This window comes from Paenibacillus sophorae, from assembly GCF_018966525.1.
In the GTDB taxonomy this organism is placed as follows: Bacteria; Bacillota; Bacilli; order Paenibacillales; family Paenibacillaceae; genus Paenibacillus_AQ; species Paenibacillus_AQ sophorae.
In genome coordinates, this window is record NZ_CP076607.1 from 5,111,474 (window position 1) to 5,133,411 (window position 21,938).

The 21,938-nt window shown below is 53.5% G+C and carries 24 protein-coding genes and 1 other annotated feature; all 24 genes read right to left on the minus strand.

Annotated features, from left to right (window positions below):
- Window positions 1-56: 56 nt before the first annotated feature.
- On the minus strand, window positions 57-941 hold the full coding sequence (ilvE, locus tag KP014_RS24785) for a branched-chain-amino-acid transaminase (RefSeq protein ID WP_090834314.1): 885 nt from the start codon (window positions 939-941) through the stop codon (window positions 57-59).
- 4 nt (window positions 942-945) lie between these two features.
- Window positions 946-1,833 (minus strand): prephenate dehydratase, encoded by an 888-nt coding sequence (gene pheA / locus KP014_RS24790; RefSeq protein ID WP_036590189.1) that lies wholly within the window; start codon window positions 1,831-1,833, stop codon window positions 946-948.
- The gene (gene thrB / locus KP014_RS24795) at window positions 1,830-2,810 is read right to left on the minus strand and encodes a homoserine kinase (RefSeq protein ID WP_090834313.1); all 981 of its coding nucleotides are present in this window, start codon (window positions 2,808-2,810) and stop codon (window positions 1,830-1,832) included. Before thrB ends, pheA begins: the two co-directional genes overlap by 4 nt.
- Before the next feature lie 134 nt (window positions 2,811-2,944).
- A complete protein-coding gene (locus KP014_RS24800; protein ID WP_036600764.1) occupies window positions 2,945-4,231 on the minus strand; it encodes a homoserine dehydrogenase in 1,287 nt (428 codons plus the stop codon).
- A 35-nt stretch (window positions 4,232-4,266) separates the two neighbouring features.
- Entirely contained in the window at window positions 4,267-4,704 is a 438-nt protein-coding gene (locus KP014_RS24805; RefSeq protein WP_036600762.1) for an ACT domain-containing protein, read from the minus strand.
- Window positions 4,705-4,952: 248 nt separating this feature from the next.
- Window positions 4,953-6,263 (minus strand): GTPase ObgE, encoded by a 1,311-nt coding sequence (gene obgE / locus KP014_RS24810; RefSeq protein ID WP_090834312.1) that lies wholly within the window; start codon window positions 6,261-6,263, stop codon window positions 4,953-4,955.
- 17 nt (window positions 6,264-6,280) lie between these two features.
- A complete protein-coding gene (locus KP014_RS24815) occupies window positions 6,281-7,021 on the minus strand; it encodes a Spo0B domain-containing protein (protein ID WP_090834311.1) in 741 nt (246 codons plus the stop codon).
- 205 nt (window positions 7,022-7,226) lie between these two features.
- Window positions 7,227-7,538 (minus strand): 50S ribosomal protein L27, encoded by a 312-nt coding sequence (rpmA, locus tag KP014_RS24820; RefSeq protein ID WP_025688063.1) that lies wholly within the window; start codon window positions 7,536-7,538, stop codon window positions 7,227-7,229.
- Window positions 7,539-7,555: 17 nt separating this feature from the next.
- On the minus strand, window positions 7,556-7,891 hold the full coding sequence (locus KP014_RS24825) for a ribosomal-processing cysteine protease Prp (protein ID WP_036603259.1): 336 nt from the start codon (window positions 7,889-7,891) through the stop codon (window positions 7,556-7,558).
- Between the two features lie 12 nt (window positions 7,892-7,903).
- A complete protein-coding gene (rplU, locus tag KP014_RS24830) occupies window positions 7,904-8,215 on the minus strand; it encodes a 50S ribosomal protein L21 (RefSeq protein ID WP_036603262.1) in 312 nt (103 codons plus the stop codon).
- Window positions 8,216-8,229: 14 nt separating this feature from the next.
- Window positions 8,230-8,314 (minus strand) — a sequence feature (ribosomal protein L21 leader region).
- 106 nt (window positions 8,315-8,420) lie between these two features.
- Complete coding sequence (locus KP014_RS24835; protein WP_036603265.1) at window positions 8,421-9,671, minus strand: Rne/Rng family ribonuclease; 1,251 nt, start codon at window positions 9,669-9,671, stop codon at window positions 8,421-8,423.
- 75 nt (window positions 9,672-9,746) lie between these two features.
- On the minus strand, window positions 9,747-10,589 hold the full coding sequence (locus tag KP014_RS24840; protein ID WP_036603267.1) for a M50 family metallopeptidase: 843 nt from the start codon (window positions 10,587-10,589) through the stop codon (window positions 9,747-9,749).
- Window positions 10,582-11,430 (minus strand): M23 family metallopeptidase, encoded by an 849-nt coding sequence (locus tag KP014_RS24845; protein ID WP_051500590.1) that lies wholly within the window; start codon window positions 11,428-11,430, stop codon window positions 10,582-10,584. The genes KP014_RS24840 and KP014_RS24845 overlap by 8 nt, the downstream gene beginning before the upstream one ends.
- A gap of 355 nt (window positions 11,431-11,785) precedes the next feature.
- Window positions 11,786-12,580: a septum site-determining protein MinD gene (minD, locus tag KP014_RS24850; RefSeq protein ID WP_036603269.1), complete on the minus strand. Its 795-nt coding sequence runs from the start codon at window positions 12,578-12,580 to the stop codon at window positions 11,786-11,788.
- 4 nt (window positions 12,581-12,584) lie between these two features.
- On the minus strand, window positions 12,585-13,244 hold the full coding sequence (gene minC / locus KP014_RS24855) for a septum site-determining protein MinC (RefSeq protein ID WP_036603270.1): 660 nt from the start codon (window positions 13,242-13,244) through the stop codon (window positions 12,585-12,587).
- Window positions 13,245-13,323: 79 nt separating this feature from the next.
- A complete protein-coding gene (gene mreD, locus KP014_RS24860) occupies window positions 13,324-13,854 on the minus strand; it encodes a rod shape-determining protein MreD (RefSeq protein WP_036603272.1) in 531 nt (176 codons plus the stop codon).
- On the minus strand, window positions 13,854-14,732 hold the full coding sequence (gene mreC / locus KP014_RS24865) for a rod shape-determining protein MreC (protein ID WP_036603274.1): 879 nt from the start codon (window positions 14,730-14,732) through the stop codon (window positions 13,854-13,856). The genes mreD and mreC overlap by 1 nt, the downstream gene beginning before the upstream one ends.
- Before the next feature lie 65 nt (window positions 14,733-14,797).
- The gene (locus KP014_RS24870) at window positions 14,798-15,832 is read right to left on the minus strand and encodes a rod shape-determining protein (RefSeq protein WP_036603275.1); all 1,035 of its coding nucleotides are present in this window, start codon (window positions 15,830-15,832) and stop codon (window positions 14,798-14,800) included.
- A 41-nt stretch (window positions 15,833-15,873) separates the two neighbouring features.
- Entirely contained in the window at window positions 15,874-16,563 is a 690-nt protein-coding gene (gene radC / locus KP014_RS24875; RefSeq protein ID WP_036603277.1) for a RadC family protein, read from the minus strand.
- A gap of 451 nt (window positions 16,564-17,014) precedes the next feature.
- The gene (locus tag KP014_RS24880) at window positions 17,015-17,797 is read right to left on the minus strand and encodes a Maf family protein (protein ID WP_036603279.1); all 783 of its coding nucleotides are present in this window, start codon (window positions 17,795-17,797) and stop codon (window positions 17,015-17,017) included.
- 32 nt (window positions 17,798-17,829) lie between these two features.
- On the minus strand, window positions 17,830-18,075 hold the full coding sequence (locus KP014_RS24885; RefSeq protein WP_036603282.1) for a DUF4321 domain-containing protein: 246 nt from the start codon (window positions 18,073-18,075) through the stop codon (window positions 17,830-17,832).
- Window positions 18,076-18,216: 141 nt separating this feature from the next.
- Window positions 18,217-19,674: an SPOR domain-containing protein gene (locus KP014_RS24890; RefSeq protein WP_139210609.1), complete on the minus strand. Its 1,458-nt coding sequence runs from the start codon at window positions 19,672-19,674 to the stop codon at window positions 18,217-18,219.
- Between the two features lie 171 nt (window positions 19,675-19,845).
- Window positions 19,846-20,628, minus strand: coding sequence for a (S)-acetoin forming diacetyl reductase (locus tag KP014_RS24895; protein ID WP_090834309.1), 783 nt, complete (start codon window positions 20,626-20,628; stop codon window positions 19,846-19,848).
- A 365-nt stretch (window positions 20,629-20,993) separates the two neighbouring features.
- Complete coding sequence (locus KP014_RS24900; protein WP_090834308.1) at window positions 20,994-21,893, minus strand: ABC transporter ATP-binding protein; 900 nt, start codon at window positions 21,891-21,893, stop codon at window positions 20,994-20,996.
- Between the last annotated feature and the right edge of the window lie 45 nt (window positions 21,894-21,938).

Below are 21,938 nucleotides of genomic sequence, written 5' to 3' on the forward strand. Positions count from 1 at the left end.
TTTCATGCGGCATGATTGCATGCGCATCAAAGGATTGATCGTTGCTATTCAAAAACTTAGGACTGCCACACCTTATAGCCATCTTTGTCCACAATGCTCCGGAATTCCTCAAGCAGCTTCAGCGTGATCGGACCAGCATGGCCTTCGCCAATAATCCGTCCGTCGATCTCGCGGGCCGCGATAACCTCTGCCGCTGTACCGGTGAAGAAGACCTCATCCGCAATATAAATATCATGCATCGTGAAAGGCTCTTCTTTAAGCTTGATGCCGAGCTTCTCGCACAACTCGATAATGGCAAGACGCGTGATGCCTTCGAGAGCGCCAAGGTAGCACGGTGGGGTGTAGACAACGCCTTTTTTGATGATAAAAATATTATCTCCGGAGCCTTCCGTCACATATCCCTGCGCGTTCAGCATGATCGCCTCGTCGGCTTCCGCAAGATTGGACTGGATTTTGACCAGAATGTTGTTCAGATAGTTAAGCGATTTGATCTTCGGATTCAGCGCATCCGGAATGTTACGGCGCTGGGACACGGAAACGGCGCGAAGGCCGTTCAGATAAGCCTCTTCGGGATAGATGGCCAGCTGCTCTACAATAATAATGACACTGGCTTGGGGGCACCGGCGGGGATCAAGTCCGAGGTTGCCGGGGCCTCGGGAAACGATAAGGCGGATATAACCGTTGCGCATCTCATTACGGCGGATCGTCTCTGCCATCGCTTCCAGCATCTCGTCATAAGTCAGCGGGATATCAAGCATGATGGATTTAGCCGAATCATACAGTCTGTCCAAATGCTCTTTGCATTTAAAAATGTTGCCGTTATAAATCCGGATCCCTTCAAAAATCCCGTCGCCATACAGAAAGCCGTGGTCAAAAACGGATACCATGGCATTTTCCTTCGTTACGTATTGTCCATCTAGATAAATCAACTGCTCAGACATGAACTTACTGCACCTCCGCTTTCTCTTCCTCATAGGTGTATGTGGGATACGAGCCCAGAATTCGGACCTGGCAGCCCAAAGCTTTGATTTCCTCAATAGCGGCAGGCAGGAGGACCGATTCCAACGGTTCGAGCACATCGATATAAAAATAGTAGGTACCCAGCTTCTTCTTCGTAGGCCGTGATTCAATCCGCGACAAGTTCAGCTTGCGCCAAGCAAAGGCCGAAAGAACCTGGTGGAGCGCGCCCGGAAAATCCTCCGGCAGGGTGACCAGCACGCTGGTCTTGCTGCCGGTGCTTACGCGGGGGATATCAAGCTTCCCAGGTCCCGCCAGCACAAAACGCGTAAAATTGTTGTGATGATCGGTAATTTTACTCGCGACAATCTCTAGTCCAAAGGTCTTCGCACCAAGCTCAATGCCGATTGCCGCCCAGCCTTTGCCGGGATTGTTCTTGACGATTTCTACAGCTTCCGAGGTGCTTCCCACGGTTTCAAGCTCGGCAGACGGGGCATGACTGCGGATAAAATGGCCGCACTGGGCCATTGCAACCGGATGGGAGAGGATTTTTACGATGCCCGAGTAATCGACACCGCCTTTTCCGTCCGCAAACTCACCGGGGTTAGCGATCAGGTTCTGCACGGAAGGATAAATCCATTCGGCCTGCATCGGCAGATCCACTTCATGAATAAGCCAGTCCATGTGCAGGCTGACCGAGCCTTCAATCGTATTCTCGACGGGAATGACGCTGTAATCGGTCTCTCCTTTGGCCGTGGCCAGAAACACGTCGGAAATAAGCTTATAGAACACCGGCCGGCAGGGCTCCCCTTTCATCAGATACAGCAAAGCTTCATGAGAGGTCGTTCCCTGCGGCAGCACCGCTATTGATTTCATGACCGTACTTCTCCTTTTATCATATCCAAAAATGATTGATTTTGCATCCCATTTTCGTCTACAGACTCCGCAAGCGCCCCCGTTCGGCACGGCAGAAGCCAGCGGGTACGCGCTTCAATGCCTTGCTCGCGCATCGTTTCCATCAGAAAGGCTTCCAGTTCGCTCTTCCCGGGTTCCCGCCGATCCACAAACGCAATCAGTGTTGGACCGGCGCCGCTTAGGGCGATTCCAAGCGCTCCGTGCTGCGTCGCTTCCGCCAGCACGGTCTCCATGCCGGGAACCAGCGGAGCCCGGTACGGCTGGTGCAGGCGGTCCCGCATCGCTGCGCCGATCAGATCCAGACGCCCGCAGGCCAGCGCTCCGGTCAGCAGCGAAGAGCGGCTGACATTGTATACGGCATCGGCGACGGTTACACTGGACGGGAGAGCCTCCCTAGCCTTGGACGTCGCCAGTTCAAATTCAGGAATAACGACAAGCACTTCCAGATCCTCCGGCGGCTCGATGCGGATTACATCCGCATGGCTGCCGTCCCAGGCGGCGGCGATGATTCCTCCAAACAGGGAAGCGCCAACGTTGTCGGGATGCTTCTCCAGCGCGGTTGCCATGTCGAAGAGCCTGTCATTGCTCAGAGGAGACCCGATCAGCGCATTGGCGGCAACCATGCCGCCGATAATGGCGGAAGCGCTGCTTCCAAGCCCGCGTGTCAGCGGAATTTCGGAATGCATCGAAATTTCCAGCTCGGGGACGGATATGCCGGCTTCGTCGAATACCATCTGAGCAACCTTGTAAATCAAGTTGCTCTTATCCCGGGCCACATCCTTCATCTCATCACCGTACAGGTGGAAGACGGTCTGCTCCGCTTCGCCCATTTCGATCCAGGCATACAGCGAGAGCGCCATGCCGAGCGTATCGAATCCCGGACCCAGATTAGCGGTGCTGGCGGGTATTTTCACCCTAACCTTCCTATTATTACTCATGAGCGCACCGCCCTTTGTCTGCGGCAAGACCTTTTTTCAACATAATGGAACATTGCTCTCTATTATCATGCAGTATGGAATATTTCACAACCCATGGTCTCCTTTAAAGATAATTGCCTTCCCTGCGGTTTACATCAGCCTTCGACACGGTAATGGCTCTTGACGCGGCGGATGACCTCAAGTTCCTCGAAACGGCGGAGAACCTTGTTCATACTGGACTTGCTGGCATCATGCGTAACGATAATGATCTCGGCATTCGGGTTATGCGGATTGGCCTGCTGTACAACAGAATCGAGGCTGACGTCGCATTCGGCAAACACCTGGGTGATTTTGGCAAGCACCCCCGCTTTATCGTCCACATGGAGCAGCAGGAAGTTCTTAAAATAAATATCGTCGTCGCTCTTCAGCTTCTTATTCTTATAAGGAACGATCTGTTTCAGTCCGTTGACCCCCAGCTTTAAGTTCTTGATCACCGCCACCAGGTCGGCCACGACGGAGGTTGCCGTTGGCATTTCGCCCGCTCCCGCTCCGTAGAACATCGTTTCCCCGACTGCTTCGCCATAGACATAGACCGCATTGAACACTCCGTTAACGGAAGCGATCGGATGGCTCGAACGGATCATGGTAGGCTGAACGCTGATGTTGAACTCATCATTATGGCTCTCGGCAATGCCGAGCAGCTTCATTTCGTATCCAAGACGCTTCGCAAATAAAATATCCTCTTTGCTGACGCCGGAAATTCCGCTTACGCTCACGTCCCGCAGTTCAACGTTGGTGCGGAAGCCCAGCGTGCCGAGAATCGCCATTTTGCGGGCTGCATCAAGTCCTTCCACATCAGAGGTCGGATCGGACTCGGCATAGCCGAGCTCCTGCGCTTCTTTCAGCACGTCGTCGTACGAAGCGCCTTCCTGGCTCATCTTGGTCAGTATATAGTTGGTCGTTCCGTTGACAATACCCATGATTTTGACGATCCGGTCGGAAGAAAAGCCCTCGATCAATGTCCGGATAATCGGGATGCCTCCTGCTACGCTGGCTTCATAAAAAACATCGCACTGTTTTTCCTGCGCTTTTTCCAAGATTTCGCTGCCGTACAGAGCCATAAGATCCTTGTTGGCGGTAACGATATGCTTACCCCGCTCAAGCGCCTCCAAAATATACTCTCTGGTGGCGTCGACCCCGCCCATAACCTCAACAATAACGTCGATTTCCGGGTCGCGGATGACTTCCCAAGGATCGGTTGTCAGCTTCGCCGGATCGATTTCGATCGAACGGGGCTTATCACAGTTCTTAACAGCAATACGTTCAATATGTATCGGCGAACCGACCTGACTGCTCAAATCCTCCTGGTTCCCCTGCACGATGCGCACTACGCCCGTACCGACCGTTCCCAGCCCGAGCAATCCTACTTTCACCGGTTTCATCTGAATCTGAATCCCCCTTAACGTATATTCCCCTTCTAACCTTGCCCTACAATCAAAGCGCGCTTAACGCCAGGCATCCCTTTCAGGCTATCCAGCATGTCTCCCAGTTCATCATTTATGTGGGTGATCTCAATGGAAAGGACAACGTTCGCCCACCCTTGAAGCGGAATACTCTGATGAATGGTCAGCACATTGGCTCCATGCCCCGCTACGGCTCCCAGCACCTTGGACAGCATGCCCGACTCATGCTCAAGATCCATCGAGATCGTTACGATGCGTTCCCTTTCCAACTGATGGATCAGATGGATGCCGTCTTTGTATTTGTAAAAAGCACTCCGGCTCAGCCCCACCTGCTCCACGCCCTCATGAACCGTCTTGGCATCTCCGGCTTCCAGCAGCTGTTTGACCTGCATCGTTTTCAGTACCGCCTCGGGCAAAATATCTTCACGAACCAAATAATAACGTTCTTTCACAAACGTCCTCTCCTCAAAGACTTTTGTTTTTACATAGTGGACATTATAAAGTTATTCAGAAAGAATTGCAATACTTTTCACAAAACCGTTTCACTCTAAAATTCAACTGCCGACTCCGTCGCAGCCCCCGAGAACAAGTTCCTTTTACAATCCACCCTTTGAAAAACGCATGAAAAAGGCGCTTGCACGGTTCTCCTTATTATGGAAAACACATGCCTGCGCCTGCTTTCGGTCCGTTATTCACTTATTCAATAGTAGCTGCTGTTCTCGACAAACTCGAATTCGAAATCGGCGATTCGAACAATGGTGCCTTCCACCGCTCCGCGTTTGCGGAGCTCCTCATCCACACCCATATGCCGCAGCGTCCGCGCCAGCTTCAGAATCGCATCATGCGAATTAAGCTGCATCCGTTTGAGCATCCGCTCAATCTTCGGACTGCTGACGACATAGGCTTCGTTATCACGAGTGATGGTGAAAGAGTCATCTTCCGTAGCCTTAAGCTTATATACTTTATGCTCACCGCTCTCTGCCACTTCCTCCACGGCCGGAGCCTGCGGAATGGAATCAAGCAGATCGGCGGCGCGGTAGAGCAACTCTTGAACGCCTTTGCGGGTCAGCGACGAGATTGGCAGGATCTCCAGATCAGGCAGAAGACTGCCTGCGCGCTCGCGGAAAGAAGCAAGATTCTCCTCCGCTTCCTCCATGTCCATCTTATTGGCCGCCACAATCTGCGGACGGTCGGCAAGGCCTGTGTTGTATTGCTTCAGCTCATCGTTGATCTTCACCCAGTCCTCGAACGGATCACGGCCTTCGGAGCCCGCCATATCGACAACGTGAATGATGATGCGCGTACGTTCGATATGGCGCAGAAATTCATGTCCCAGCCCAACGCCCTCATGAGCGCCCTCGATCAGTCCGGGGAGGTCGGCCATGACAAAGCTGCGGCCGTCACCTACATCCACAACGCCGAGATTCGGTGTAATGGTAGTAAAATGGTACGCTCCGATCTTCGGCTTGGCAGCCGAAACGACGGACAGCAAAGTGGATTTGCCTACGCTCGGAAAGCCGACAAGTCCTACATCCGCCATGACCTTAAGCTCAAGCACAACATAGCGTTCCTGGCCTTCTTCCCCGTTCTCCGCAAGCTCGGGAGCAGGGTTATTCGGTGTCGCGAACCGGATATTTCCCCGGCCGCCACGGCCGCCACGAGCCACAACCACTTCCTGGCCGTGACGCGTCATGTCGGCGATGATCTCGCCGCTGTCATCGTCAATCAGCACCGTTCCCGGCGGGATGCGGACGATCATATCGTCGGCACCCGCGCCGTGTTGGCTCTTATTACGTCCCTTTTCCCCACGCTGGGCCTTGAAATGCCGCTGATACCGGAAATCCATCAGGGTACGCAGCCCTTCGTCCACGCGGAAAATGACGTCGCCGCCCTTGCCGCCGTCACCGCCGGCAGGACCGCCCTCCGGCACATATTTCTCGCGGCGGAACGCCACCAGACCGTCGCCGCCGTCGCCGCCTTTTACAAATATTTTCGCTTTATCTACAAACATGGATGTCTCACCTTCCTTCACATTCCCATCGGCAGGCGCAGCTGGAAGTCCGCCTTATGGGGCGTCAGCTGCTCCGCTGTTACAATTTTGCCCTGCACGATATTAAATATCTGTTCCCGGAACAACTCCGTTCCTTCCCGCAAGCCGTCGCTGCCGAATGCAATGACAACGTCCCCCTCATCCTTCTTGAAAGAAAGGAGCAGCGAACGGGTCTCGCCCTGGGCAGCCAGTCCTCCAAATTGGCAGGCTCTGACCGTTTGCATAATCACTGAGGTGAGCTCATCTCCGGCCTCAGGCGTCAGCTTATCTCCCAGCTGCAATCCTTCTTCCACTTCAATGTCCAGCTGCAGGCTGCCCCCCACGGTGCGGAAGGATTGAAGATAGAAGACCAGCGAAGGAATACCGAGCTTGGATATCCGGCTGTCCAGCTCGATGCGTTCTTTTATTCTTTCCACACACTGTACCGATTTATCAGGCTTGCCCAGTTGAATATAGCCGTACAGTACCTGGAGATCATTCATCCAGTCATGGCGGTGATGATTAAGCGTCCGGATCGCCGTCTGCTGCAGGATCCGTTCTTGTTTCTGGAGTTCTCGTTCATAGTGGCGGCGGACCGCCAGGACGCTGAATAAAGCAGCCGCTGCGGCCCACACGCCAAGCAGGAGGCATGTCCAAAGCGTCGGCCATATGCAGGCGAATCCCAAGGGAAACGCTACCGATAACACCGAAGCTCCTACTGCGCTTTTCCAGGATTTCATACTGTCTTCCCCGTCCCTTACGTTCGCGAATTCTTAGCGCTCTACCGCAATCAGACCCGTTCATGTTTACCCAGTATACCATAGGAATTCCCCCGGGTTCATCAAGAAGCGGCAAGAATTTTCCTATCCTATAGATTCTTATATTTTGAAAAAAAGCCCCCGGCGCTCATGCCGGAGGCTTTACTAGCAATTATTGTCCGTAAGCTTACGCTTCCAGAGCCGCAGCTACCGGAGCGACGTCTACCGGGTAGACGCTCACTTTCTTGCGATCGCGGCCCAGGCGCTCGAACTTCACAACGCCGTCCACTTTGGCGAACAAAGTATCGTCTTTGCCGATGCCTACGTTCGTGCCGGGGTGGATTTTCGTTCCGCGTTGACGCACCAGAATGCTTCCGCCTGTTACGGCTTGACCATCGGCGCGTTTCACACCAAGACGTTTCGCGTGGCTATCGCGTCCGTTCTTTGTGGAACCTACACCTTTTTTCGATGCGAATAACTGGAGATCCAATTTCAACATGTTGTCTACCTCCTTCTTCAAATAATGACTTCCTGTATCTGAATATACTTACCGTACGACTCTGCAATCGTATTGAGCATAACGACCATGGATTCCAGAAGCAGCTGCACTTTGGCAGCAGTTTCGGGGTCTTCAATCGGCAACAGCGTCCCGCTGAGAAACCCGTCCTTCATGGACGAATCCAGCACGACTCCGGTTAAGGCTTCAATCGCGTTGACAGTACCGACCGTTACAGTCGAAACACCGGCACATACGATATCTCTGCCCCTTTTGTCATACTCGGCATGGCCATTTACGGCAAAACCGATGATCGCGCCTTGAGAGGAATCCCGTGTAATCCGCACGTTAATCATAAACGCACCTTCTTACGCTTGAATCTTCTCGATCGTTACTTTTGTGTAAGGCTGACGATGGCCTTGCTTCTTATGGTAGTTCTTCTTCGGTTTGTATTTGTAAACGACAACCTTCTGACCTTTACCATGCTTCTCGACCTTCGCCGTTACGGAAGCGCCGCTTACGAGCGGAGTTCCCGCCGTCAGACCGCCTTCGTTCGATACAGCCAGGACACGGTCAAACGTTACGCTTGCTCCGTCTTCCGCGTTCAGCTTCTCGATGAACAATACGTCGCCCTCTTGGACTTTGTATTGCTTGCCGCCAGTTTCGATAATTGCATACATTGGTTTTGCACCTCCTCATGTCTCAGACTCGCCTGGTCCAGGTGGCTCTCCCTTCCGGAATCGCGCTTGATTACCCGATCGGAGCGGTTACAGCATGTGCAGGCAAATTAATGAACCAGACACATACTTATAGATGATAGCATGGAGACCTGGAATAGTCAACGCTGGTATTGCATATAAATATTTTCCAACGATGCAATACCGGTTATTCCCTTCCTTGCTTCCACATCGGCGTTCGACCGGTGCCTCCGCAGCATTCGCATGGACGGGTGGAAAGCTCCAGGACGTCATGCCTCACTTTTTTCCGCGTCATCTCAAGCAGCCCCAGCCGGGTCCAGCCCAGAATATAAGTCTTCGTCCGGTCTCTACTGACGATACTTTCGAGCCGGGCCACCACCATTTTGCGATGCTCTTCCAGTTCCATGTCAATGAAATCGATGATAATAATGCCGCCGGTATCCCGAAGCCGGACGAGACGCCCGATCTCTTCCGCGGCGAGAAGATTGGTGCGCGTAACCGTCTCCTCCAGCGACGCGCCGCCCGTATATTGAGCCGTGTTGACATCGATTACGGTGAGCGCTTCCGCCTCATCCCAGATAAGTGTTCCTCCACCTTCGAGCGTGATTTTGCGGCTGAATCCGCGCTCTAGCTGCTCTTCCACCCCGTATGCGGCAAAAATCGGCTCGGTTCCGGTATACAGTTCCACCCGCTTGTAGCCTTCCGGAGCCATCTCGCTTAAGAATGCCTCAGCCTCTTTGACGGCTTGCGGAGAATCTATCCGAAGCTCGTCCCGCCGGGGGTCGAACGTGTCGCGGATGAACCGCTGAACGATGCTGAGATCACGGTGCAGCAGCGCCGGCGCCTCCGCCTTCTGAGCGCGGCGCATGATCCTCTCCCACTGTGCCCGCAGAAGTGCCAAATCTCCTTCCACCGCTTCGGAGAGCTCGTCCTCAGACACGGTGCGCATAATTAGACCTTCTTCATTCTTCCGCAGCCGTTCGGCCAGCGCCTTCAAACGGTTCCGCTCGGATTCTCGCCCGATCTTTTTGGAAACCCCGACGTATTCCGCAAACGGCATATATACCATCCAGCGTCCGGGGAGCGTGTAATGTGTCGTGACCCGCGCTCCCTTGTTTCCTCTAGGTTCTTTTCTAACCTGAACAATAATTTCCTGTCCGGGCTTTAGCAGCGTATCAATCGATGGCTTTACTTTAGGCTGTTTCTCCAGATGCGGATGCAGTACATCATCTACATATAGAAAGGCATTTTTTTTCTGCCCGATATCGACAAAAGCGGCCTGCATTCCAGGCAGCACATTCATTACCCGTCCTTTGTAGTAGCTGCCGACCAGTCCCTGCTGCTCCTCCCGCTCAGCCGCATATTCCATCAGTCTTCCCTTCTCCAGAAGGGCCATCCGGGTCATATGCTGCGAGCAGTGAACGATCATTTGTTTCATGGCGTCACCTCTGGTATACAAAAATTTCCCGATTTCCCCAAGCGGATCGGCGGTTAGCGCCGATAACAGTCAGCTTCATAGCCCAAAATAGGATGAGAGCAAGCGCTGTTCCGGTACGACCGCCATCACGCCTCCTTCGGCGTCAAGCACATAGATCAAATGATACTGGTGCCGTCTAAATAGACGCAGAATATCATCCAAAGGTTTCGCAAGAGGCGCAACAATCGGGAGTGCAGGTGTGCCTTTGTCCATATGTTGTTCATATATGACCCCCCGGTTCATGAGAAAAGCCAAAAACCGGAAAGGAAGATTTCGGTGATCCGTTATATTGGAATACAGCAGAAAGGCGGCGATCATCAGCAGATTAAGCCGAAGTCCGCCGCCGCTTCCCAGCGGCAGCAGGGCATACACGGCCGTCAGGGCGCTTGCAAAAATGCTGATTCTTCCGCACCACAGCAGAGTCGAGTAATACGGGGCCTGAAGGCTTACCGCAGCTTGTACGATTCTCCCTCCATCGAGCGGCAAAATAGGCAGCATATTGAATAGGGCGATGATGAGATTAGCTTGAATGAGATAAGTCATATAGGCTTCGCCGCCCCAACCGGCTTCTTTCAAAGCGGCCGCGAACGCGATCATCAGAACGTTCTGCAGCGGTCCGGCAAGCGCGATTCCGATTTCACGGAATGCGGTTAGCTTTCCATTGTCCTCAATGACCGCGACTCCTCCGAACGGGAGAAGCTGCACTGATTTGACGGTGGCTCCGGCAAGGAGCGCCGCCCAGACATGCCCCAGCTCGTGGACGAGAACGATGGCAAAGAGCGTCAGCAATTCGAGGAACTGCCCGGTAAGCACGGAAAGCAGCATAATGATAACGAACAGCGGGTGCAGGAAAAAGGAAATGCCCCAGACCCTAATCAAAACCGATCTCTTCCGCCGGATCGATATAGGCCTTGTCCCGCATCACCGAAAAATAGAGCAGCTTGGGCGAAGACGCATTCGTTTCCTCCATCCATCCGACGGTATCGCCGCTTTGCACCCAGTCGTCGGCTTTCAGCTTTGTGCCGTTTAAATGTCCGTATTCGGCGGTAATTCCTCCGCTATGCTGAACGGTTACACGGATGCCTCCTTCCGCCTCTCTTGAAACGGACAGCACCCTCCCTATATCTATGCTTTTTACCACCGCGCTTCCGGCTTTATCAGCCGCAGGCATAATTTCTACGCCTTTTAGCGTAGAGGCAAATGGCCTAACAATGCTTCCTGCTATTGGAGGAGTTAGCTTATGAGGCGCCGAGACTTTCCGTGCCGTCTCCTCCCCGTTCCCGAAAATCGGGATAAACGCCGGAGCTCCGTCAAAATACCGTTCATACCACACACGGGCAGCCGTAAAGTCCATATCCTTGCTTAAGGCGCCGGTAATAAAATTTTGCGCGCGATAAGCCCATGGCTGCTGCACGGTAAAGATCCCCCAAACCGCTCCGAACAGGAGTCCGCTGATAATTGTGCGCCGAATAAAGCCTGACAGGAATGGCGGGTTCTTCCGTTCCCTTTCTCCTTCCTCGTCCCAGTTGCGGTGCCGCTCTTTCCACAGTTTTTCCGGGTCGGGCTCGGCGTCGTTCCCATTCAGGTATTTTCGCCAATCTTCCGCACTGCCGTCCCCCGGCATGCTGTATCGCGGCGGTTTGGCGAAATCCGGTATTTCTTCCGGCAGATTGCGGATATGCTGCTTGCGGTGATTCCCTGCGATTGTTTTGTGACCCATATCGATCCCTCCGGCGGGCTTGTTTAATATCATCCTATGAAGGAATGCAGCGATTTTAGAACAAGCCTTCCCCGGAAGAAGGGAACGGCTATCTTATGGGAAACTACGCAACAGACCAGACAATTCGTTCAGGGCGGTGACAACCGACGCTACGCTTCAAGCAGCGCCTCGCTGCTGCGTTCGGCGCGGTACGGATGACAGCCCTTCTGCTCGGGGGCATCACACTGTTGGCGGTTCCTCTCCCGCATACGCGAAGCGCTTCTTCCGCGCCTGACGCAGAACAAACAGCCCCGGACAACCACCAATGAACATGGTGTCCGGGGCTTTCTTTTTCGGTAACCTTAGGCCTAAGCCTTTAACCGATACCGAAAAATTTCTTTAACTTTTTGAATGCGCCCGGCTTGCGGTCAAGCTGCATCAGAGGCACAGCGTCGCCCAAAATTCGGCGGGCAATATTGCGGTAGGCGATGGCGGCGCCCGAATCCGGATTCATAACCGTCGGCTCTCCCAAATTGGCCGCCTTGATCACCAATTCGTCATCCGGCACAATCCCGATCAAGTCGATATTGAGCACCTGCAGAATATCCTCGACATCCAGCATATCGCCGGATTTGATGAGTCCAGGCCGGATGCGGTTAATGACCAGCTTAGGCGATTCAACTTCGGACTGCTCAAGCAGCCCGATCACCCGGTCGGCATCGCGCACGGCGGCATGCTCGGGCGTTGTTACGACAATCGCCTTATCGGCGCCGGCTATCGCATTGCGGAAGCCGTGCTCGATCCCTGCTGGACAATCGATAAGAATATATTCATACTCCTTCTTCAGTTCCAATACGATGTCTCTGACCTGCTCAGGGGTGACTGAAGTTTTGTCCTTAGTCTGCGCGGCCGGGAGCATATACAGCTCTTCAAACCGCTTGTCTTTGACCAATGCTTGGCCAAGCCGGCAGCGTCCTTCGGCGACATCCACCAAATCGTATATGATTCGGTTCTCAAGCCCCATAACCACATCCAGATTTCGCAGCCCGATATCGGTATCAACGAGACATACTTTTTTCCCCTGCAGCGCAAGCGCGGTTCCAATATTGGCCGTTGTGGTCGTCTTGCCCACGCCGCCTTTGCCGGAGGTAACAACAATCGCTTCTCCCATGAGGCTACACCCCTTTAAACACATTTAAATCCCGACGCAGTTTGACGATGTTGTGTATTTTGTCGATTTTCATAGCACCATCCGACAAAAATGCGAATTCCATGCTGCTCTCCCGGGTTTCCCATTCATCCGGAGGCCGGCTGATGATCTCGGCTATACGAAGCTGGGTCGGAGCCATCACGGATGCGGCGATAACCGCTTCTTCATTGCCCTCCACTCCCGCGTGAGCCATGCCTCTCAGCGCCCCAAGAATAAAAATATCTCCGGTGCAGGTTATCGTGCCGCCGGGATTCACGTCCCCGAGAAAGAGCAGGTCTCCCTTATGATGCAGCACCTGACCGGACCGAAGTATGCCGCTCATCACGAACAGCGAACTTCCGCTCACCGGTTTCGGGGCATTCTGCGCCTCAATCGAACGGATCAGCAGATTGCCCGGTTTGCGCAATATCTCCAGTACCGCTTCCTTTTCTTCCTCTGTTACCGAACGGCTGCCAAGCTTGACATCCACATGCACGATCGGTCCGGTCAAAATATTTTGATGGCTGTGCTCCAACTTGTAGCGAAGCTCGTCAAGCAGCTCTTCAAAGGGACATTTGTCATCTAGCAGGAAGACCAGGCCGTCCTTGATGCCTTTTATCCGTACATGCTTGGATATTACTGTCATTTGCCCCTCCCCCCATTCTCATTCATTCGTGCCGAGGCCCTAAAGTTCCTGCTTGATTCGAGAGAAATTGGGCCAAGCCTTACTCCTTCTCTTCCTTGCGTGTCCGGTTCTCCAGCTTCTCAAGCTGACGCCGGACGGGAATGTACAGCAGAAGTGCAAGGACAAAATGAATAAGCATGGTGGGCAGCATATAGTTTAGAAGCGCCCAGTTGTATGGATCGCGGTTCAGCTTGAATATGCTGTAAATGCCGAACAGAATGCTGTCTTCGAGCCAGCTTCCCAGAAGCACAATCGTCATCATCAGCGGCAGCGGAGCCCGCGGCGTTTGGAATATCAAGCCGATCAAATAGGCAGACACTCCCATAGCAAAGGAATGGGCTCCGATAATTCTTCCGTAAAATACGATATCATGCAGCATGCCGAAGCTTAGGCCCAGTACCAGCGCCGTATGCCGATGATGATATACGGTCACAAATAAAATAACAATAAAGACAAGATTCGGGACAATCCGCATTTCCAACGAATCCGGTATAACCCAAGGCAGTACGGCACCCTGAAGAATAAACAGCAGAAACAGCAGCAGAATAAGAGTCGGCCTGCGCGCGTTCACTACTGCTCCTCCTGCGGAGTGAAAACGACTAGAAGGCTCTTCCAGTCCTCAAATCCGGCCGCAGGCTTGATCACAGCGGTCTTGGTCAACCCGAACTCCCCAACTCCGACGCTCTCAACCGTACCGATAATCAGTCCCTGCGGATAAAGACCGCCGATTCCGGAAGATATGATCATATCATTCACGGCCATTGGGTCCTTCTCATCAATCCGAGTCATAATAAGCCGCTGCGTCTGCTGATCGTAACGCTCGACCATGCCAAACGTCTGATTGATCTTGCCGAATGCGGTAGCAGCTATCGGCGGCTGTGAATTAGGATCGCTGCTATCCATCATGGTCAGGAGCTTGACCGTCGACGTGAAGTTGCTCACTTGACTGATGATGCCGACAAGACCTTTCTCGGAAATAACGGACATATTTGGCTTGACGCCGTCCCGGGCGCCCAAATCAATGACCAGCGTATTATTGCTAGGCTCAGTCGTCAGGCTGATAACCTGGGCATAATGGTACTCATAATTATACTTGTTGCTCTGAGACCGTGTGAAGCGCAGCAATTTTTCATACTCCGCGACTCTGGCTGCAAGTATATTATACTGGACCTTTTCCCGGGTGTACTGAGCGACGGTGATCTTCAGCCGCTCATTCTCCTCGGCCAGATTCTTCAGGTTGCCGATATCTTCAAAGAAGCCCGCTATGTATCCAGCGGGCTTGTAGAACACATTTTGCACAAAACCGGTTGTATCCCTGACGAAATTTTCGGGCCACGACAGCGACTTTCTTGTTCCGAGGGAAATGCCCATAACCACAATAAAAAGCACCAGCGTAATCAACAGTATGAACAGTCGCTTATTGCTAAACAGCTTAAACAGTTTCAACACCCTCTAACAACCGTTTTTCTCTCCCGCTCCAGAGGCTCCCGTCGTCCTTCCCTCTCCTCATCAGCTTATCGTTTCGTGCGAAAGGATGCGTTGCTGCGGGTCTTGAACAGATGGATATTTTCCAGTGCTTTTCCGGTTCCAATCGCCACGCAGTCGAGCGGATTCTCAGCTACGATAACGGGCATGCCGGTCTCGCGCGCCAGCAGCTTATCCAGATTTCGAAGCAGCGCGCCACCGCCTGTCAGAACAATCCCGCGGTCCATAATGTCGGCGGCAAGCTCCGGCGGGCATTTCTCCAGCGTTACTTTTACTGCTTCGGTAATGGCATTGACCGTATCGGCCAGCGCCTCGGAAATCTCGTCCGATGTGATGGTGAGTGTCTTTGGAAGTCCGGTCACAAGATCCCGTCCGCGGATTTCCATCGTCTCCGCCTTCTCCAGCGGCAGCGCGGAACCAACATCCATCTTCAATTGTTCCGCCGTGCGTTCCCCAATCATGAGGTTGTACTGGCGCTTAATGTATTGGATAATCGACTCATCCATTTCGTCTCCGGCCACGCGTACGGACCGGCTTGTCACAATGCCGCCCAGCGAAATGACGGCAACCTCCGTCGTGCCTCCGCCGATATCCACGACCATGCTGCCCGTTGGTTCCCATACCGGCAGGTCGGCGCCGATCGCTGCCGCGAACGGTTCCTCGATAATATATGCCTCACGGGCTCCGGCCTGCTTCGTCGCGTCCTCTACGGCGCGCTGCTCAACAGCGGTAATTCCCGAAGGTACGCATACCATTACGTTCGGATGGCGCTGGAACATGGACCGCTGCTTCTGCGCCTGACGGATAAAGTATTTGATCATTGTAGCGGTTGTATCGAAATCGGCGATAACCCCGTCCTTCATGGGACGGATAGCCCGGATATTCCCCGGCGTACGGCCGATCATTTTTTTGGCGGATTCACCTACAGCTTCAATCGTTTTCGTATCGGTACGGATCGCGACGACGGAAGGCTCCCTTACCACAATGCCTTTTCCGCGGACGTAAACCAGAGTATTTGCCGTTCCCAAGTCAATTCCCAAATCTTTTGTAAAGCCACCTAACATGCTGTAAACTCCCTTTCCCTGTCAATGTGCATCGTTTATTGTTACATAAGTCCTTGTTCCTTCATGCTAACAAATCCGTCATCGCCGATAATTAGATGGTCCAGCACGTCAATTCCGACAATCTCTCCTGCTTCAAGCAGTCTTCGGGTCAGGGAAATATCCTCCGGACTCGGTGTCGGGTCGCCGCTGGGATGGTTATGCGCACATATAATGGAAGCGCTGCTGCACTTAATGGCCGCCCGAAACACCTCTCTTGGATGAACGATGGATGCATTAAGGCTGCCCATTGAAAGCGTTTCCTGCGCGATCACATGATTTTTCGTATTCAGAAAAAGACAGACAAAATGCTCTTTCTGCAAATAGCGAAGCTGCTCGGTCAGGATATCCGCTGCATCATGCGGGCTGCGAATCGTAACCGGCTGGTCCAGCCGCGAGTTCGACATCCGGCGTCCCAGCTCAATCCCAGCCTTCAGCTGTACCGCTTTGGCAGGACCGATTCCTTTGATATCCATCATTTCTTCAATGCTAAGGTCGGCCAGACGGCGAAGACCGCCAACCTGTCCCAATATGCGCTGCGCCACATGAATCGCCGATTCCCGGCGGGTTCCCGTCCGCAGTAGTATAGCCAGCAGTTCGGCCTGGCTGAGTGATTCCGCCCCATATTGCATCATGCGCTCTCTCGGTCGTTCTTCATGGGGAAGGTCTCGCAGCATAAACGTTGACGATTCCATCCCTGATCTCTTCCTTTCAGCCTCCGCACAAGCGATATGGCTGTATGACAGTAATAGTTATCGAATACCTGTGCGTACGCGTCCGAAATCCCTTCAGGCGCCGCAGTTATCATATACCCTAAATCATTATACGGGTAAAGCCATCTCAATACAAATATAAATCGGACCGTGGAAGGAACCGCTTTAATGCATTTTCGCCGCATGCTCCACACAGAATTTTTCGTCTCTTTGGGGCCATTCAGCTATTCTTTAACATCCATCTTGGTGTCAATGCCTATTGTGCTGGTCGCAGCATCAAAGGAGAAGCCGATACTAAAGGAGTTGGTGATATCAGCTTACTGTCAAACATGACTTTAGAATCACTATCTCTTGCGAAAATGGTCTTTTGGTATCATCTTTATTCGGAATTAAGACCGGAATCTGTCGAATTAAATTTACATAATCCCCTCAATTATACCTTTAACGGATTGATACCAAATTCCAACAACATCCGGTAAAGAAGATTCAATGGAAGTCCCATAATACTGTAAAAGTCACCCTCTATCTTTTCAATAAAAAGCGAACCTATTCCCTGAATCCCGTAGCTTCCGGCTTTATCCATCGGCTCGCCCGTCTTGATATAGCCGTCGATTTCTTGGGCCGACATCGGCCGGAACGTCACACGGCTCTCCGTGTAGCCGGCCATAACCGCAGGCTCTCCGCTTGGCGACTCGGAAAGCACGCGGTATTGTCCAATGCCGCCGAGCCGCACCGCACCGCCGCCGGTCTTGTCTTTGCTTCCCAGCTTACCCAAGCTGGTGAAGGCGGGGGCCGCCATTTTCACCAAAGCAGCTCCTGTTGATTTCCCCTGCCGGAGCGCGTCGCCGTTCACGCCATCCCTGATCTTGATGCAGGCAACCCCCGTAAATACTGTATGGCTCCGCCCCTGCAGGGAAGAGAGCATATGTCTGGCTTCCTCCGGATCTGCCGGCTTGCCGAGAATACGCCCCTCCAGGACAACAATCGTATCACTTCCGAGGATGACGCTGTTCCGTTCACCTGCAAGCGGAAGAACGGCTTCAGCTTTGCGCAGGGCAAGCGCGCTTACAATTTGTTCGGGCTCCCACTCCGCCAAAAAGCTCTCATCGGCCTCACTCGGGATAACGTCAAAGGGCAGTCCCAGTAAAGATAAAAGCTCCCGGCGGCGAGGCGAACCGGAAGCAAGAATAATCGAAGTTATGCTGTTATCGTTCACGTCGTAAATTTCCTTTCCATATGGTTAAATGCTTACTTCCTGCGGTACAGCCACACGGCGATAATAATACCGATCAGGCTTAGCATGCACAATTTGAGTTGAATTGTAACGTCATAAGAAATGATGTCCAGATCGGCTTGCGGCGACCATTTGATCAACGTCGACTTTGTCAGGAAGGACAGAGCTTTAACCGGCTGCAGAAGCTTCGCCACCCAGGCGCCGACCAGCCAGCCCAGAATCAAGTAGAGCAAAAGCATACCTATATTTCTCTTCTTCATCAACCATCTTCCCTCCGCCCGCCTACGACATCCCCATCATTATACGGTGAAAAGGCGGTGAGTACAATGCAAAATCCGGCGCGGGAGGAATGGCCCCCACCCCGGACCTGAGTTGACGCTCATATAACAACAGTCTCGTGCTTATCCTTGTTCCATTGACGCCAGCAGCCGTTTCTGGCCGCTGAGCATATCGAGCATCGCGGCCTGTACTTCCCACAGCAGGCCGTCCGCCTTGCTCTTGCTATACTCGTTCATAGCCGACACGCCCCGGCTTACGGATTTCTCCAGTTCCTTGGCGGCGGCTAAGGGCCCAGACGGCAGTCCCGCCTCCAGCGCCTTCACCGTTTCCGTCCACTGCAGATGCAGGTCGCTTACCTTCGCCGTGTCCGCAGCCGTATCGCCGCCGAGCAGCGAGGCGGAGAGGGAGCTGAGCTCGCTCAGCAATTCTCCGCTGGTATTAAAATAACGGGTAACCGTCTCGCCATTCCCGCCAAATACAAGCTGGTTCTCGGAAGGAAGAGAGACTTCCTTCACGTATAAATCGATGCCCTTCGCCTTCAGTCTGCTGCCGAGAAGCTTCGCCTGCTCCCGGTCGGATGACAGTCCGGCATACACCCGGTTGCCGTCCTCAGGGTCAAGCCCTGCGGCCAGCCCGGCGCTCTCCAGCTCCTGCTGCGCCTGAGCTGCTCCTTCCGGCGTGCTGAACACTCCGTATTGAAGAAGGTAATAGCTCTGCGCCGGTACCTGTACCGGAACCGCCGGGGCGCTTGTGGAATTGCCTACGGCATTCTGCTGCGCTGCAGTGCCTGGCGAAGCCGTACCTACAGAACCGCCATCATGGACCCCGCCGATAAAAGTCAGTGCGGCATAGCCCAGCAGCAGACCGATGCCAATGGCTCCGGCTACCGAGGCCGGGAATTTCCACCAGGAAGAAGTACGCCGTGTAGTGTAGTAACCGCCGCCCGCGTCTTCCGGCTCTTCCAACCATTCCCGGCGGGGGCCGCTGGAATCCGGGCTGGCGCCTTCAGTGTATGCCGGAGAGCCGTAATCAAAGCCGGCATAGCTCTCTTCGGCTTCCATCTGCCCGCGCCGCAAATCTTCGCCCGGCCGGGAACGGAGAAATGCGTCCCGCAAAAGCTCCGTGTCTGTCTCCCGTTCTTTCCCGGTCAGCAATCCAGCTGTCCATTCCGGGATATGATCGGCACCCGGCCCGTACGGATCGCCCGCAATATCCTCTCTGTCCGGGGTGGCGGCAATGTCCCATCTATCGCCAGGACCGCTGCTTCCCTGTCCACCCCGATTGCCTTCGTCAATCCTTCTATCCTGATTTGCGCCGGAACCGGGGAATTTCTTTTTATTATTGTAAGCCTGTTCCAGCTCCTCCAGCCGATATTCCCGGTCCTGCGTTCTGTCCCGTGCCTGAAGAGGGCCGGTGATGCTGTCCTGCCGGCCTCCCCCGGCCGTTCGCCGAGCCTCATCCAGGCTGTATACTTCCGCGCGCTGCTCCTGCTTCGTCTCTTCCGGCCCGGGTTCCGGCTGAAGCTCCTTCGGCTTGTCCTTTCCGGCATCGAACCGGAACGTCATTCTTCCGTTACTCAATCCGTCCACCTCACCTTGTCTAGTCTATAAGACAAGATATGATAGACGGTAGGAAAGTATGCGTGGGTTTGAAAGAGCCGCCCAAAAGAAAAGCTGCCCCGAAAATAGAATTTCCGGGACAGCCTATCTTCTAAAGATTTAATATCATTCGATCTGTATAATGGGTCTCTCTTACAGGAAGACCATGCCGCCGTCGATCAGCGGCGATTGACCGGTCATATAGTCGGAATCAGGACCTGCCAGGAAAGAAACAAAGGCGGCAACATCTTCTGGAGTCGACAGGCGGCCAAGCGTGATTTTACTGCCGAACTCCTTGGTTGCTTCGCCTTCGGCTTCTCCCTTCGAGCTTGTGATTTGTTTATCGATGGAACCCCACATCGGAGTTTGGACAATGCCGGGGCAATAAGCGTTTACGGTGATTCCGTATTTGGCCAGTTCCTGAGCGGCGGTCTGTGTCAGCGAACGTACCGCGAATTTCGAGGCGGAGTATACGCTGAGGCTGGCATTGCCGACATGGCCGGCCTGAGAGGAGGCATTTACGATTTTACCGCCATGTCCCAATTCCTTCAGCTTGGCCGTTGCGGCCTGAATTCCCCAGACGACGCTGGCTACATTGATATGGAATACTTTGTCCAAATCCTCAATCGTCACTTCTTCAAGAATTTTTACAGGCGCAATACCTGCATTATTGACAATAACGTCGAAGCCGCCCAGCTTCGCGGACGTTTCCTCGACTGCGGCGAATACCTGATCCCGATTCGAGACATCGGCTTTCAGCGCCAGGGAGCGCCCGCCGGCAGATTCAATTTCCCCTGCAACCTTTTTCGCATTGTCCTCATTCAAGTCCACTACAGCAACAGCAAATCCGTCCTGACTAAGCCGCAGCGCGATCGCCCGGCCAATTCCTTGTCCTCCGCCGGTTACCAACGCCACTTTCCCGTCAACTCTACTCATTTTCGTGCATCTCCTTTGTACGTATTATTTAAAAGATTCAGATAGCACGGCAAACGATTAGTACTATTTGCCCTCATCTACTATAGCACTCTGGGAGAAAAAGGCAAAAAAAACAGGAGGGTTTTCAGAAAAACATCAAATAACTTTCGAAAAGTGTTAACAAGTCTGATACAGTTTGTTCTAAACCCACTCTCATTGACCAGCCAATAATCCCTCGTATAATGCAGCACAATTCTTTTCCAAATAATCCTTGAGTTCCCGGGCGCTGCCTATACATTTTTGGACACTCAAAGAAGACTCCCGTCCTCGTTAAATCAGGAAGATAGGAGTCCTCCAATTTGGTTCTTCTTGTGAACGTTGAACGCCTAATATCCGCCGATTCGCGAGACCAAAAACTCCCGCAATACGGCATATTCCTGGCTGGCCCGGATCTCGCTGAATGGACGCTGTGTGTCTCCGGTTGTCAGCGGATTGGTGAAATCCTCCACAATCCGGCCCGGTCCGGGATGCATAACGACAAGGCGGCTGGCCAGAAGCAGCGCTTCGTCCACATCGTGGGTGATGAAAAACATGCATTTCCCCGTCCGGCTCCAAATCTGGCGCAAATGCGCCTGCATGTTCTCCCGGGTTAGGGCGTCGAGCGCGCTGAAGGGTTCGTCCAGCAGGACGATTTCCGGCTCGGTCGCGAGCGTACGGGCAATGGCGGCCCGCTGCTTCATGCCCCCCGACAATTGATGCGGCAGCAGACCCGCCGAAGAGGCCAGGCCCATCATATCCAGAAAGAACGCCACCCGTTCCTTGCGCCGGGCCTTGGGCATGCCCTTCATCCGCAGCCCGAATTCGATATTCCGGGCAAGCGACAGCCAAGGAAACAAATTCGCCTGCTGAAAGACGACGCCCACATCGGAATCGGGAGCGGTATGGCGCTGTCCGTTGATGGTGATCGTCCCCCTGGTGGGCCGCAGATATCCGGCGATGATGTTCAGCAGCGAGGTTTTGCCGCACCCGGAGGGACCCAGCACCACCACAAGCTCGCCCGGTTCAAGCTTCATATTGATGTCGTCAAGCGCCTGCTTGAGGACCTTTCCGTTGCGGTAGGACAGCCCGATTCCCTCAAGCACAATACCGTTCCCCCGGTCAGTCAAGGCCTCTGTATCCGAGGATGCATCCCGGGCGGCGGTTGCGCCCTCCGATGTTTGTGCATTTTCCCCGTAAACTCCTGCGTTCAATATCTCCTGGCCGCCAAGCCGCTCCTCCAAGATCATAGTGCCTCTCCTTCCTTCCGCTAAAATAACTGTCCCGACGAGCTT

Bases quoted from the DNA above. Each gene is read 5' to 3' on its own strand.
- rplU (WP_036603262.1), bottom strand. From the start codon at position 8,215: ATGTATGCAATTATCGAAACTGGCGGCAAGCAATACAAAGTCCAAGAG.
- KP014_RS24895 (WP_090834309.1), bottom strand. From the start codon at position 20,628: ATGAGTAGAGTTGACGGGAAAGTGGCGTTGGTAACCGGCGGAGGACAA.
- minD (WP_036603269.1), bottom strand. From the start codon at position 12,580: ATGGGAGAAGCGATTGTTGTTACCTCCGGCAAAGGCGGCGTGGGCAAG.
- KP014_RS24835 (WP_036603265.1), bottom strand. From the start codon at position 9,671: ATGAAACAAATGATCGTTCACTGCTCGCAGCATATGACCCGGATGGCC.
- KP014_RS24900 (WP_090834308.1), bottom strand. From the start codon at position 21,893: ATGATCTTGGAGGAGCGGCTTGGCGGCCAGGAGATATTGAACGCAGGA.
- obgE (WP_090834312.1), bottom strand. From the start codon at position 6,263: ATGTTTGTAGATAAAGCGAAAATATTTGTAAAAGGCGGCGACGGCGGC.
- KP014_RS24800 (WP_036600764.1), bottom strand. From the start codon at position 4,231: ATGAAACCGGTGAAAGTAGGATTGCTCGGGCTGGGAACGGTCGGTACG.
- rpmA (WP_025688063.1), bottom strand. From the start codon at position 7,538: ATGTTGAAATTGGATCTCCAGTTATTCGCATCGAAAAAAGGTGTAGGT.
- KP014_RS24815 (WP_090834311.1), bottom strand. From the start codon at position 7,021: ATGAAATCCTGGAAAAGCGCAGTAGGAGCTTCGGTGTTATCGGTAGCG.
- KP014_RS24885 (WP_036603282.1), bottom strand. From the start codon at position 18,075: ATGAAGAAGAGAAATATAGGTATGCTTTTGCTCTACTTGATTCTGGGC.
- KP014_RS24845 (WP_051500590.1), bottom strand. From the start codon at position 11,430: ATGGGTCACAAAACAATCGCAGGGAATCACCGCAAGCAGCATATCCGC.
- KP014_RS24870 (WP_036603275.1), bottom strand. From the start codon at position 15,832: ATGTTAGGTGGCTTTACAAAAGATTTGGGAATTGACTTGGGAACGGCA.
- ilvE (WP_090834314.1), bottom strand. From the start codon at position 941: ATGTCTGAGCAGTTGATTTATCTAGATGGACAATACGTAACGAAGGAA.
- KP014_RS24825 (WP_036603259.1), bottom strand. From the start codon at position 7,891: ATGATTAACGTGCGGATTACACGGGATTCCTCTCAAGGCGCGATCATC.
- pheA (WP_036590189.1), bottom strand. From the start codon at position 1,833: ATGAAATCAATAGCGGTGCTGCCGCAGGGAACGACCTCTCATGAAGCT.
- thrB (WP_090834313.1), bottom strand. From the start codon at position 2,810: ATGAGTAATAATAGGAAGGTTAGGGTGAAAATACCCGCCAGCACCGCT.
- minC (WP_036603270.1), bottom strand. From the start codon at position 13,244: ATGACAGTAATATCCAAGCATGTACGGATAAAAGGCATCAAGGACGGC.
- radC (WP_036603277.1), bottom strand. From the start codon at position 16,563: ATGGAATCGTCAACGTTTATGCTGCGAGACCTTCCCCATGAAGAACGA.